Source organism: Listeria ivanovii subsp. ivanovii (genome assembly GCF_900187025.1).
GTDB classification, from domain to species: domain Bacteria; phylum Bacillota; class Bacilli; order Lactobacillales; family Listeriaceae; genus Listeria; species Listeria ivanovii.
The window spans coordinates 1,697,323-1,710,008 of the sequence record NZ_LT906478.1 but is presented as its reverse complement, the minus strand read 5'-3'; the positions used below and the strand labels follow the sequence as shown (position 1 = coordinate 1,710,008).

Annotated in this window: 14 protein-coding genes and 1 pseudogene; 9 read left to right on the top strand and 6 right to left on the bottom strand. The window is 34.9% G+C overall.

Features of this window, described 5'->3' with window-relative positions:
* From CKV67_RS08400 to CKV67_RS08375, 6 genes are all read right to left on the bottom strand, one after another.
* Nucleotides 1–660 carry a PIG-L deacetylase family protein gene (locus tag CKV67_RS08400; RefSeq protein ID WP_014093021.1) on the bottom strand — a complete coding sequence of 220 codons (660 nt, stop codon included), beginning with the start codon at nucleotides 658–660 and terminating at the stop codon, nucleotides 1–3.
* A gap of 14 nt (nucleotides 661–674) precedes the next feature.
* Entirely contained in the window at nucleotides 675–1,619 is a 945-nt protein-coding gene (locus CKV67_RS08395; RefSeq protein WP_014093020.1) for a GNAT family N-acetyltransferase, read from the bottom strand.
* On the bottom strand, nucleotides 1,616–2,905 hold the full coding sequence (locus tag CKV67_RS08390; RefSeq protein WP_025279978.1) for a PTS sugar transporter subunit IIC: 1,290 nt from the start codon (nucleotides 2,903–2,905) through the stop codon (nucleotides 1,616–1,618). Before CKV67_RS08390 ends, CKV67_RS08395 begins: the two co-directional genes overlap by 4 nt.
* 4 nt (nucleotides 2,906–2,909) lie before the next feature.
* On the bottom strand, nucleotides 2,910–3,950 hold the full coding sequence (locus tag CKV67_RS08385) for a MupG family TIM beta-alpha barrel fold protein (protein WP_014093018.1): 1,041 nt from the start codon (nucleotides 3,948–3,950) through the stop codon (nucleotides 2,910–2,912).
* A 28-nt stretch (nucleotides 3,951–3,978) separates the two neighbouring features.
* Nucleotides 3,979–4,863 carry an N-acetylmuramic acid 6-phosphate etherase gene (murQ, locus tag CKV67_RS08380; RefSeq protein WP_014093017.1) on the bottom strand — a complete coding sequence of 295 codons (885 nt, stop codon included), beginning with the start codon at nucleotides 4,861–4,863 and terminating at the stop codon, nucleotides 3,979–3,981.
* Nucleotides 4,864–4,981: 118 nt separating this feature from the next.
* Nucleotides 4,982–5,836 (bottom strand): MurR/RpiR family transcriptional regulator, encoded by an 855-nt coding sequence (locus CKV67_RS08375; protein WP_025279977.1) that lies wholly within the window; start codon nucleotides 5,834–5,836, stop codon nucleotides 4,982–4,984.
* Nucleotides 5,837–6,066: 230 nt separating this feature from the next.
* On the opposite strand from CKV67_RS08375, the gene CKV67_RS08370 reads away from it, so the two are divergent.
* The 9 genes and pseudogenes from CKV67_RS08370 to CKV67_RS14805 form a co-directional block, all read left to right on the top strand.
* Nucleotides 6,067–6,606, top strand: a complete 540-nt coding sequence (locus CKV67_RS08370) for a matrixin family metalloprotease (protein WP_014093015.1) — start codon at nucleotides 6,067–6,069, stop codon at nucleotides 6,604–6,606.
* Nucleotides 6,607–6,616: 10 nt separating this feature from the next.
* Nucleotides 6,617–7,237: a hypothetical protein gene (locus CKV67_RS08365; protein WP_014093014.1), complete on the top strand. Its 621-nt coding sequence runs from the start codon at nucleotides 6,617–6,619 to the stop codon at nucleotides 7,235–7,237.
* A 556-nt stretch (nucleotides 7,238–7,793) separates the two neighbouring features.
* The gene (locus CKV67_RS08360) at nucleotides 7,794–8,888 is read left to right on the top strand and encodes an SNIPE associated domain-containing protein (protein WP_231923519.1); all 1,095 of its coding nucleotides are present in this window, start codon (nucleotides 7,794–7,796) and stop codon (nucleotides 8,886–8,888) included.
* A 262-nt stretch (nucleotides 8,889–9,150) separates the two neighbouring features.
* Nucleotides 9,151–9,900, top strand: a complete 750-nt coding sequence (gene rpsB / locus CKV67_RS08355; protein WP_014093012.1) for a 30S ribosomal protein S2 — start codon at nucleotides 9,151–9,153, stop codon at nucleotides 9,898–9,900.
* A 79-nt stretch (nucleotides 9,901–9,979) separates the two neighbouring features.
* A complete protein-coding gene (gene tsf, locus CKV67_RS08350) occupies nucleotides 9,980–10,864 on the top strand; it encodes a translation elongation factor Ts (protein ID WP_003748110.1) in 885 nt (294 codons plus the stop codon).
* 435 nt (nucleotides 10,865–11,299) lie between these two features.
* A complete protein-coding gene (locus CKV67_RS08340) occupies nucleotides 11,300–11,554 on the top strand; it encodes a phage holin (protein WP_014093011.1) in 255 nt (84 codons plus the stop codon).
* A 3-nt stretch (nucleotides 11,555–11,557) separates the two neighbouring features.
* On the top strand, nucleotides 11,558–11,701 hold the full coding sequence (locus CKV67_RS14815) for a hypothetical protein (protein ID WP_231845369.1): 144 nt from the start codon (nucleotides 11,558–11,560) through the stop codon (nucleotides 11,699–11,701).
* Nucleotides 11,698–12,000, top strand: a complete 303-nt coding sequence (locus CKV67_RS14810) for an N-acetylmuramoyl-L-alanine amidase (protein WP_231845368.1) — start codon at nucleotides 11,698–11,700, stop codon at nucleotides 11,998–12,000. Before CKV67_RS14815 ends, CKV67_RS14810 begins: the two co-directional genes overlap by 4 nt.
* A pseudogene (locus tag CKV67_RS14805) lies at nucleotides 11,972–12,147 on the top strand (N-acetylmuramoyl-L-alanine amidase family protein); the annotation flags it as partial. The gene CKV67_RS14810 and the pseudogene CKV67_RS14805, both read left to right, overlap by 29 nt.
* Nucleotides 12,148–12,686: the final 539 nt, after the last annotated feature.

Genomic DNA, 12,686 nt, shown 5'->3' with positions numbered 1-12,686 from the left:
TTATAATTCTTCTACAGTATGCGGTGAGTGCATTAGAGTTTTGGCATAAGACTCAATACTTTGCTCGATTGCTCGGATTTTAGAGATGGTTGTGTAATAATCATAGTAGGGAACGCTCAATACGCCACCACGGAAAAGCTCATACTCACGTAAACCACGGAGCCATGTTTGCAGAATCTCTTCATCGAAAGGAACATAAAGCTGTGAAATAAATCCATTCAAGTCCTCACAGTTCTCACCGTAATACAAATCAATGTTTTGTCCTTCTTTTCGAAGACGTACAACTGCTTCTGTCACGGTATCATGACATAACACATGACGAGGATGTAAGCTACCGCGCCAATGAGTAATAACTGTAGTAACTTTTTCTTTTCGCAAATAAGTCATCCAGTCAGCGATAATTTGTTCTCCTGCGGGCAAGTTACCAGCGGGATAACCAATCCAAAAAGCATCTGTTCCCATTTGTTTTGCGACTGCTTGCATTTCTTTTTCGAGTTGCTTCCCGTATTCAGCAGGATCTTTTGCTTTATTTCCACGTTCTCCGCGTGTCATATGAACAAAAGTACATTTATCTCCTCGGGATGCAGCTTTAATTAAGTAAGGTCCTCCCATAAGTTCTGCATCTAAAGCATGTGCACCAATACTAACTACTCTTTTCATTAAAATCTTCCTCTCTATTTTGCTAATTGTTTATTCATTAAATGATAAGAACGATAAACTTTCATGCCATTTTTTTCATAAAATTGTTGTGCTTTTCCATGGGTCCACAGAAAATAAGTATGGTAAATACCACGTTTTTTCATATCAAACAGCATTTCATTGAATAAAACAACGCCTAGTTTGTAACCCCGAAGATCTTGTCTTACACCAAAAGGACCAAACCTATCCGGAGTTCCATCTATTGCACGTTGCGAATAACCAACGATTTCCTCTGACTGATTAAGCATAAGGAATATTGTTTCCTTTGCACTGCCAGCCAGAATACTATTTTTTACATTGGTAGACCAACCACCATCAAAATGCGCATGCAAAAAGGCAATTAATGGTTCTGCATAGTTAGTTTCATAACAGATTAATCTAAATCCAGCTGTCTCAACAGCTTTTTTAAGTGCTAAATATTTATCTGTTAAAGTAAAATCAAATAAGCTACGTTCCATTGAAACAGCTTCACCAGTGACTTCATAACCACATTTAGCGAAAAAGGGGAGAGCGTTTTGATAGGCATCAACATCTACACCAGGAAATAAATAATTAGGACTGTAGGCACCTAATGTAATTCTCTGTACTCCCTTTTCAAGCATTTTGGCTTCGGCATGTTGGACAAGAGCGGTTCCAATTCCACCGCGTTGTTGTTTTATATCAACACATAGTCCTGCAATCCAACCACGCTCTTTTTCTAATCCGCGTTTTCCATAAGGATAAAGACGCACTGTGCTCCAGATAAAACCAACAACCTGTTCATCAATTAACGCAACAGCAGATAGTTCAGGATCAAAATTGTAATCCAGAATAATTGTGTTGAAAAAACGTTCTTCTGATAGTGGATCAGCTGACATAGTTTGATTCCATAAATTAAGGATATCTACTCGGTATTTAGCTTGATAGGCAACTATTTTCATTTAGTTTTCTCTCCAGTCGCTTCCAAAGTTTTTGCATTTACAGCCTCAACCTTAAGTTCTTGTCTTTCAAGTACTTTAAAGAATGGCAACCAGATGAAGAACATAATAACATAATTTAAAACACTAATTATCGTTGCGGTAATACTACCACCAGTTCCAAGATAAGCGGCAATTGGTCCAGGCACAGTCCAAGGAACCATTGCTACTACAGGCGGAATCAAGTGCATTACAGCTGTGAAAACATAAGTGAGTATCCAAATAAAGCTATAGCCAACAACCCAAGGAATAAACATAATCGGATTAAGTACTATCGGTAGCCCGAACATAACTGGTTCAGCAATATTGAAAAGGGCGGGGGCAAAGGATAATTTTCCAAGCGTTTTATAACGTGAAACTTTAGAAAGTAGCATTAAAACTACAAGTGGTACCATAGAGACTCTTACAAAATAATTTGACCATTGCTCTGTGAATAGATATGGAACAGTTGAACCATTTTGGAAACTAGTCATATTATCTGTAATCATGTTCGTCCAAACAGGGGACATAACACTAGAAACTACATTAGAACCGTGAATTCCGACAAACCATAATAGACGATCAATAACAAAAGCAATAAACTGTGAAACAGCCGTCGTACCAGCACTAATAAGTGGAGCGAATGATTGCATAATTAGTCCTGGAATATCTATCGAGCCAACCTGACTAATTAACCACCAGAAAACTACGATAATGGCAGCTGGAATAACGGAGGTAAATGCTTGCGAAACCATTGATGGAACTTCTTTTGGCATTTTGATTGTAATATTAGCTTTAATAATTAATCGGTAAAATTCCACTGAAATAATTCCGACAATCAGTGCAGCAAAAATACCTGTACTTCCAAAATAAGCTGAACTCATATAGAGCCCGCCATCTTTCATTGTGACAATTGGAAAGAGTGTCAAAAAGCTAATTAAAGATAATAATGCAGTTGAAAGTTTATCCACACGTGAATCTCTTTGATGATAGTAGTCTCCAAGGTGATAACCGAGTGCTACTGCAATACCAATCGAAATAACCCCAAGAGTCGCATTTACAGCCCCCCAAAGTTTATCTGCAAATGGAGCGACAAAATCAGTCCAACCAGGAATTGGTAATGAAGCAATTAAGACAAACAGTGAACTAATTAATAAATAAGGCATAAAGGCCATGAATGCTTTTTGCGTAGCATCAAGATAGCGGATTTGAGAAATTCTAATTAGTGGTGGAGCGAGTTTCTGTTCAATAAAGTGAATAATTTTTTCCATGATTTTACTCCCTTTCCTTTAAAGTTAAATAAATAGGTGTATTAGCAGATATAAAAGACAACGCTTTCATATCTGAGCAAATAACAGAACTAATAACGTTGACTCGCTTATCGGCGGGAAGAGGTAGCTTAACGATTTGAAGTTCCCCAGCATAACGACCATAAAGTTGATTATCAAGGGTGATGCTACCAACAGGCCGTTCTATTGTGTTTTTAGGTAAAATTTGCTCGTTTTCAGTAGCTCGTGTACCAAAAAAACGAATAACATGTTCAGATAAGTCTTTTCTGATGGAAAGTGGTCTATTTAAATATTGGTCAATTTCATCGCTAAATGCTGTACACTGTAACGTCAAAACATGCTCAATTTCAAAAATGTCAATGGCTTGTCTTTGTTGGTTGCTGATTTTGTAGTCGCCAATAAAAACATCATCAAAACCTAAATGCTCACTCATAAAAATATAAGCGATACTTGGAGAAGTGGCTCTAAGCAGTTCAACGGTTGGTAATCCTTCAAAAATAGGACCACGCTTTTTACTATCTCCAGCAATAAAACCTTGTGTTCGTAACCCGAATTTATGAAATAGTTGATTTTTTTGAATCGTATAGGCTTCACTTAACCCCGTATATTCATGTGGATAAAAATTATGCATAACTGCTGCTGAATCCAAGTGAACACCAGCTGCTTGATAGTTTTTTAAATCTATTTCTGTTAAGACAGATGCATTAAATATAAGTGTGAAATCTTGTTGTAACTGTAAAATCTCCTCCATAGAAAAGCCATCATCTAAGCGGATATTTTGAACACCGAATTTGGCTAAGTCTGCATAAGAATCAAGCTGTAAAATTTTCCTCGTTAAAGGGGAGACATCAACAATCATTTTTCCATTATTTGCGGAAACATAAGCAAATAGTTCGATTACACTTTGCCGATCTATTGTATGTTCAGGGACATGAAGAGAAGTAAAGACATGTTCCCAGCCTGCTTGAAGCATTGTTTCTATATAGTTATAGTTGACATTGGGTAAATATACGGAAAAGCCACGCAAGAACACCACCACCTTTGTTTATATTTGTTTAAATCACTTTGCGAACAAAACCACCAGCTAGCTTTAATTTCTCTTCCGCTTCTGCTAAATGACAACCAGTTAAAATCATCACTATAGCTGCTTTAACATGTTTATCAGCTAATTGATAGTATTTAGCAGCGGTTTCAAGAGAACATTCGGTTGCTTCCATAATAATTCTTTTTGCTCGTTCCTCTAATTTTTTGTTGGTTGGTTGAACATCTACCATTAGATTTTTATACACTTTGCCAATACCAATCATTGAAGCTGTGGAAATCATGTTTAACACAAGCTTTTGTGCAGTTCCAGCTTTAAGCCTAGTGGAACCAGTCAGAATTTCTGCACCGACTTCAAGCTCGATAGCGAAATCGGCCCACGCGGAAATTTCTGCGTCTTTGTTACAAGATATTGCTGCAGACGGGCAATCAAGCTTTTTGGCATAGCGTAATGCACCAATAACATAAGGTGTGCGACCGCTGGCTGAGATACCAATAATAAAGTCTTTACTTGCAAGTGCAATCTTTTTCAAATCTTGTTCAGCAAACTCTTCATGATCCTCTGCACCTTCCATTACTTTTGTAAAAGCGTCTTTCCCGCCAGCAATGAGACTAATTACATCTTGTGGATTAGTTCCAAACGTCGGAACACATTCTGCGGCATCCAGTACGCCAAGTCGTCCACTAGTACCAGCTCCAATATAAATTAGCCGTCCACCGCTCTGCATTTGTTCAACAATTCTATCAACTATTTTTTGAATAACTGGAAGAAGTGGCGTTATTGTCGTTGGAACAGTTTGATCTTCTTGATTCATAATGGCCAAAATTTCCTCAGTACTAAGTTGATCTAGTTGCATCGTTCGTTTATTTCGTTTTTCAGTTGTTAATTTTTCCAGCATAAGTTCCCCTCCTTAATTTGATTATAGTTTAAATGAAATTAAATTTCAATATATTTATAATTAAAAAGAAATTAAATTTCAAAAAAGCGCAAAAAACACTACTAAACAAGTAGCATTTTTACAGATTTCGGAAAAGGTCTGTTGCTTCTCGAGATTTTTTAATTTGAGGAATGACTTCTGTGTAATGTTTGGTTGCATAGAAATAGTATAAAATATCAATAGTCAAAAGTTGTGCTTGTCTGGAACTTGTTGCAGAACTTCTAAGCTCAGCCTCAGGGGCTCTAGCTGTTTCAAGTGCTAAGTCAGCAAGTGATTTTAAATTATTTGCACCAAAGCGAGTCAAACTAATAACTGTAATCTGGTTGGCTTTTGCTTGTTGTGCAAGTTGAATGACCGAAGATGTTTCACCACTATTAGAAATACCTATAAAAATCGCTTTTTTTTGATAAGTCGAAAGGGCAGTAGCAAGGACATGGGTATCCTGAATGGCTAAAACAAATTTTCCTAAACGTAACCATTTCTGCGCAAAATCCTCCGCTACTGGCCAAGAAGCACCGACACCATAAACATAGATAGCTTCAGCAGAGTCGAGGAGTTTGCAAGCCGTATCATAAATCTCTTCTTCTAAAAGAGCGGCCGTATCATTGGCAGTTTGAACCATATTGGAGACAAGCTTTTCCTTAATAGAAAAAAAAGAATCGCCTGGCTCAATATCGTAGTAACCTGTTCGTTGTGATTTAGAAAGCTCTACCGAAAGTTGTCGTTTTAACTCGGGAAAACCCGGAAAATTAAGCGAGCGGCAAAAGCGAATAACTGCAGCGCCACTAGTATCTGCTTTATCTGCTAAAGCCTGAATGGAGGCACGAACCACCCATTCTGGTTCTTTTAAAATAGTCGTACCGATTTTTTTCTCTGATTTTGGTAAAGAATTAAGTATTCCTTCTATCCGACTCGTCACACTACCTGTCTGCATATCGATGTCTCCATTCATTTTTTCTTTCATTGTAGCATAATTAGAAGGTAAAATTAAAATTTTGTTTCGTATAATAGAAAATTCTGAATCATATACAAAAAAGTGAGGAGAATTCATTTTTTAGTCGTTCATGACAAGAATCAGACATTTCATTACATTTTTGGTTTCATATTTATTTTCCGTGTTAAAATGTATGCGTAATCAATAAACGAAAAAGAGGAGGCAACCAAGTGAAACAAAATAAGCAAAGGATAAAACTAATTACAGTGATTACAATTGCATTATGTTTCTCTTTAATTGGATTAGGAAATGTACATGCAGCAGTTTTAAAGAATGGAGCAGCATTTAGTTTTAAGCTTAGTGATACAAAAGGAAAATTTAACAACGGTGCCACTATCAGTTCACATAAAAAAGCATTTGATACTGCATTTTCCAAAATAAATGCAACATCTTCCAAAATTAATCTTGTAAGGAGTGGAAATAGCCAAATTATTCGTACCCGATCAACAAATAGAACGGATGAATGGTACGGACGGATGCAAGGTGATTCAAAAGGAAGCATTTTGACTATTAATAAATACACGACCTCTCGAGATAAATTCACCCAGGCTAATTATAATAAAACAGCATTGCACGAAATGGGACATGCGTTTGGTATGAAACATCAACGTGACAATAGAAGTAGCAGTGTCATGAAGTCAGGAAAATATAGTTACAATGATTATACTACTTTAGACAAAAATAGTTTAAAATACAAATACGGAAAGTGAGGAAATAGGTATGAAAAAAGCCTTAATTCCAATGTTGCTGCTGTTAACTGTATTATTGATAGGTTGTTCTCAAAAAGCGAAAGAAGAAGTAAAGGAAGTATCCTCAAAAACAAAAATATCTAAGATGGGTTCAATAGATGCAGATTATAGTATTCCAGCTAATTCAGAAGAAATTATTGGGAAAAGCGAAGATATTATAAAAATAAAATTAGTTCAAAATAAAATTATAGGTAACTATGATAATGAAAAAATGGAATATAACAGCACAATAAGTGAAGTAGAAGTTTTAGAATCATACAAAGGTAATTTTAAAAAAGGGGATAAAATAGCTGTTTCAGAACCATGGTACTTAAATGATGGGGATTATGAATCTATTGAAAATTATATCGCCATTGAACAAGACGAAGAATACACACTTTTTTTACGTGGTGGACATGATGACCAAAAAATCAGTTCGATTATTAGCATGGGGTATGGTAAATTTAACAAAGATCTCAAAGAAAAAGAAGCGACACTTTCCGATTTCGATAACCTAGGTGAAGTTGAAAAGTTTAATTTCATTTCTGAGAATGAAGAGGAAGTTGTCAATTATAAAGAAATTAAGGCAGATGTTATAAAAGATTATAATTGAACTAGAGAGAGAACTAAATGTAGATAAAAGATAGCTCACTTTGTTTATAGTCTGAGTGGAGGCTGAGACAAAAGGTTCTCTGAAATAAAAAATAAGCAGAAATCATGTTTATTCCATTTTTCGAAATGGCTTTATACAATGATTTCTGCTTTTCTATTTTCCAATTTTTATTGCTGAGTTTTAGTTATTTTTTAGTTATACTGGAACTTTTTGCTCAATTAATCACAATCTGTTAATTTAGTATGTTAAGATAAGATAGAATTTATTAAAATATCTAAAGAAAAAGGATAGAATGGGATGGATAAAACAAGCTTTTTTAATAAGTTGAAAAATAATAGAATGGTAAAAAAAACAAACAAAGAGTCTAGATGAAATAGAAAAAGAAATTAGTGAAGCAAAAAATGAATTAGAATTACTACAGGTTCAATTAGCTGATAAAAGTGCCTTAATTTTAAATTTCAAAAAAGAAGTTGAGAAAGGAAATGAAGCACTCAGGGAGAATATTATCAAAGAGGCAGAAAATAAAGTTTTAAACTTGAACTATGAACTTTCAAAAATGCAAGAAAAGAAAAATGAATTACAAAAAGATTTAGTTGAAATTCCAAATCAAATTGAAATGGAGTCATTTGGCTTTTACAAACCAAAATATGATTTTGCCAGTTCGTTAGGTTATAAAGAAGAACTAGAAGAAATTAGATTAGATCAGAAACAATTAGTTTCAGAAAAAGATGCTATATTGATACTTCGTGAATGGGCGGTAGATGGTAGCTTATCTAAAGGTAGGACTTTTACAAATCGTTTATCTAAATCTTTAGTTAGAGCGTTTAACAATGAATGCGAAGCGGCGATAAATAAAGTTAGATATTCCAATTTTCTGCAGATAGAAAAAAGAATAAATAAATCTTATACTCAATTAAATAAAATAAATGAAACAAATATGATAGAAATATCTCCAGAATTCTTGGATTTGAAATTACAAGAGCTTACGTTGGCTTTTGAATACGAACAAAAAAAGCAGGATGAGAAGGAGCAATTAAGAGAACAACGAGAGAAAGAGAGAGAAGAGAAAGCCTTGCAAAAAGAGATAAATGATAAAAAGAAAGTTATTGATAAAGATATTACTCACTATCAAAAAATCATTGATGAATTACAGCAAAAAATAATGGTGGAAGATACAAATAAAATGGATATAGAGTGCCAAATTAATAAATTACAACAAAAAATTAATGAGAAAGAAAAAGAGAAAGAAGAACTAGATTATCGTGAAGCACATGCACAGGCAGGTTATGTATATATTATTAGTAACATAGGATCTTTTGGTGAAGATATTGTCAAAATAGGTGTTACACGAAGAATTAATCCACTTGAAAGAATAAGTGAACTAAGTAGCGCTTCAGTTCCTTTCAAATTTGATGTGCATGCATTGATTTTTAGTTATGAAGCTTATAAATTAGAATCAGAATTACATCAAAAATTCTCTAAGTATCGCATAAATAAAGTGAATAACAGAAAAGAATTCTTTAAAGTTCCCATTGTTGATTTAGAAGTGGAACTTTATCAATATGAAAGTTTAACTATTGATTTTGAAAAAACCCCAGAAGCTCAAGAATATCGGGAATCATTATCTCTGATTCAAGAAGTTGTGAAATAAGCCGGATTTTATATAGAAAAATATTTGTTTTTATCAAATTTTAAACTTTTTTAAGAATATTATAAATGGTAAAAAGCAATTCAAGCTAACTATTGCAATTATAACTGTTTTGTGGTATATTTAAAAGCAGTGTTAAATCACACACGCACGGTGACAGACTGAGAAGGTGCTTATCCGCATTATGCGTTAAGTTTTTCAGCTGGTTGACCCATGCGGAGGGCGGTTATCCGCAAAAAATAAACCAATAGGAGGGAATAACACAATGCCTGTTATTTCAATGAAACAATTATTAGAAGCTGGCGTTCACTTTGGCCACCAAACACGCCGTTGGAACCCAAAAATGAAGAAATATATCTTCACAGAAAGAAATGGTATTTATATCATTGACCTACAAAAAACAGTGAAGAAAGTAGACGAAGCTTTCAACTTCATGCGTGAAGTAGCTAGTGACAACGGTACTATCCTGTTTGTAGGAACTAAAAAACAAGCACAAGAATCCGTTCGCGACGAAGCTATCCGTTCTGGACAATACTTCGTGAATCATCGTTGGTTAGGTGGAACTTTAACTAACTTTGAAACTATTCAAAAACGTATTCAACACCTTAAAAAAATCGAAAAAATGGAAGCTGATGGAACTTTTGAAGTCCTTCCTAAAAAAGAAGTTGTCCTTCTTAAAAAAGAACAAGAAAAATTAGAACGCTTCTTAGGCGGAATCAAAGACATGAAAGGTCTTCCTGATGCACTATTCATCGTTGACCCACGCAAAGAACGTATTGCGGTTGCAGAAGCTCGTAAACTTCATATTCCTATCATCGGTATTGTTGATACAAACTGTGATCCGGATGAAATCGACTACGTAATCCCTGCAAATGATGACGCTATCCGCGCGGTTAAACTTTTAACTGCTAAAATGGCTGACGCTATCATCGAAGTGAATCAAGGGGAAGAGTTAACGGAAGCGGAAGTTGCTCCTGTAGAAGAAAAAGCTACAGAAGAAACTACTGAAGCATAAGATTTTATTTGAAACTTTCAAGGTGATAAGGCACTATTCTTATCACCTTTTTTAAAGAGAAAAATTGGAGGGAAAATAAATGGCTAATATTACAGCTCAAATGGTAAAAGAATTACGTGAAAAAACTGGTGCTGGTATGATGGATTGTAAAAAAGCGCTTGTAGAAACTGAAGGAGATATGGAAAAAGCAATCGACTATCTTCGTGAAAAAGGAATCGCTAAAGCTGCGAAAAAATCCGATCGTATCGCTTCTGAAGGTATGACTCATGTTATCAGTAATGAAAAACATGCCGTAGTACTAGAAGTAAATGCTGAAACAGATTTCGTTGCTAAAAACGATAACTTCCAACAATTAGTTGACGCACTTGCTAAACAAATTCTTGCAGTACGTCCAGATAGCTTAGAAGATGCGCTTAAAACAGAAATGCCAAATGGCCAATCTGTTCAAGATTACATCACAGAAGCAATCACAAAAATTGGTGAAAATATTTCCCTTCGTCGTTTTGAAGTAAAAGAAAAAGCGGACAACTCTGCTTTTGGTGAATACATCCACATGAACGGACGTATTGGCGTTCTTACACTTCTTGAAGGAACAACGGACACAACTGTTGCAAAAGATGTAGCTATGCATATCGCTGCAATTAACCCTAAATACATTTCTCGTGAAGACGTTTCTAGCGAAGAAGTAGCTCACGAAAAAGAAGTTTTAACGCAACAAGCATTAAACGAAGGCAAACCAGCTAATATCGTTGAAAAAATGGTAGAAGGCCGTTTGAAAAAATATCTAAGCGAAATTTCCTTAGAAGATCAACCTTTCGTTAAAAACCCAGACATCACTGTTGGTGAATATGTGAAACAAAGCGGCGGCAAAGTAGTATCGTTCGTACGTTTCGAAGTAGGCGAAGGAATTGAGAAAAAAGAAGATAACTTTGTTGAAGAAGTAATGAGCCAAGTGAAAAAATAATTCGAATTTAATATGATTTTATACGACATTAAAAACCCGTGATTCTATTGGAATTACGGGTTTTTTACTATTCGTGATTTCGTATGAATATCATATAATATCAAATCATTGTGGGACTTTTTTATATTTTAATTTTCTCCCACAAAAACTTCTAAATTCCAGAAAATCTATCTTTCATAGTATTCTTCGTCAGTGGCATGAGAATAATGGTCTGTCATGCTGCTATTTTTATGGCCAACAAATTTTCGTAAATCATTACAGATGTACCAGAAAAGGAAGTTGCACAAATAAAAACATATATCGTGAGAGAAAATGATAATCTAGCAAAAATTGCAACAAAACAAGGCCATTCCGTAGGCGAATTAGCAGAAAAAAATAAGCTAGATTCTTTCAAATTGCAGGTTGGCCAAGAATTAGTATTTTAGGAGGAAAATCATGAAAATTAATTGGGGAGTCCGTTTCAAAAATCCTGTTTGGGTGATTGCTCTATTGGGCGGTCTTTTTTTAATTATCCAATCCGTGCAATACATTTTTGGAGTTGACTGGGATTACAACGATTTGATGAATAGACTAATTACTGTTATAACATCTATCTTTGCGCTTATCGGAATAATTCAAGATCCGACGACAGCTAATTTAAATGATAGTGAAAGAGTTCAAAAATACATCGAACCAAGAAAGGATGAGTAAAAAATGGCAAAAGTAGCAATTTTCGGAGGACATAATGGGACAAATGAAACTGGTGCAAATGGTAACGGGTTAACTGAAAAGGCAGTAGCGAAAGAGGCTGCACAAATTGCAACATCTTATGCAAAAGCGTGTGGTCATAGTGTGTGATTAACGGATTCGGGAAATCTTTATCAGAGCGTATTAAATACGCAAATAGCGAGAACGTTGTAGCTGTACTAGAATTCCATGCAAACTCTGGCGGCGAACAAGGGGCGGAAACGTTATATTGCAATGGTATTACATCAGCAAAAGAAGACGCGATTGTTGTCGCTAGAGCTGGTGCAATCAAAGGTCTAAAAAACAGAGGCATAAAAGGTGACACTACTACTCGACATGGTCGTTTGGGAATTGTACATGATACCAAAGCACCAGCGCTCTTACACGAGCAAACCTTCCTGGAGCGATAAAGATGTAGTTGGTACTGTGTGACTAAAGACATTGGATTTCCGACGGTTGTTGAAAAGTTAAAAGTAGGCAAAGCTTATCAGTATAAAGTTAAGAACTCAAAAGGTGCTACTTATTACATTACGGCTAGCGATAAGTATGTACAGCTTAAAAATAAATAATTCCGATTGGCCTCGCATTTTTGCGGGGGTTTTTATGCAAAAAAATACACCGAACTTTCTGGCGCGGTGTCTCTGTTAATTTGAACAGCTAATAGTTGAATGAAATGTGAAATAAATTCACAAGACCAGAATTACATATTGTTATACTATGAGTCAATAGTTAGCTGGGATTTTCACTCCGGACTAATAAATATACATAATTATTCATTTGGGGTTATTTTTAAATGTTAATTATTTCACTAATCAGTAATAAATGATTTTAAAAAATACATAAAAACATGTCAATTAGTGAACATTTTGTGATGTCTTAATTCCATAATGAATAATATGTGAATAACGATTCTTATTGTGAAGTTTTGGATCTGTAAAATCATGATTCAGCACAAATTGTGTAGTAATTATTCTAAATAAGCTCTATTTTTAGTCGTTCATGACAAGAATCGGACATTTCATTACATTTTTGGTTATACATTGAGAAATCATGATAGGATAAACAGGTAATATAAAATAAAAAATAGGAGGCAACA